1 protein-coding gene is annotated in these 604 nt (G+C 77.2%); it reads right to left on the bottom strand.

Annotated elements, in window-relative coordinates:
• A partial coding sequence (locus KS423_RS46870; protein ID WP_263455935.1) for a M48 family metallopeptidase occupies positions 1-604 on the bottom strand: 604 nt, incomplete at both ends.

The raw sequence follows: 604 nt of genomic DNA on the forward strand, positions 1-604 counted from the left end.
GGCCCGGCCCGGCCGGGCCCGGGGCGGCGTGCCGCGCGCCGGGGATGTGCGGCAGCCGGGCGGCGGAGACCACGCCCTCCAGGTACCCGCGGGCCCGCTCGGTCCGCGGGTAGGCCTCCAGCAGGGCCCAGAACGCCGGGCCGTGGTCCGGCACCAGCAGGTGCGCCAGCTCGTGCAGCAGCACGTAGTCCAGCACGTACTCCGGCATGCCCTGGAGCCGGTGAGAAAGGCGGATCGTCCCCTCGCTGGGGGTGCAGGAGCCCCAGCGGGAATTCTGGTTGGTGACCCAGCGGACCTGACTGGGCCGGGCGCGATCGCCCAGGTAGGCGGCCGACAGCTCGCGGGCCCGGGTCATCAGGGCCTCGTCCCCCGGGACCCGCCGGGACTCCTGGGCGGCGAGCTTCTCCAGCATCTGCGCGACCCAGCGCTGCTCCTCGGCGTGCGACATCCGGGCCGGGATCAGCACGACGGTGCGGTCGCCCTCGCGGTAGGCGGAGACGGTACGGCTGCGGCGGGCGCTGCGGCGCACCTCGACCCGGCTGCGGTCGTGCGCCTCGGGCGGCACGGCACCGGTGCGCGGCGGCTGCGGTGGGGCCGGCCTCGG

Origin of the sequence: Streptomyces sp. LS1784, from assembly GCF_020103755.1 — a bacterium.
Classification (GTDB): domain Bacteria; phylum Actinomycetota; class Actinomycetes; order Streptomycetales; family Streptomycetaceae; genus Kitasatospora.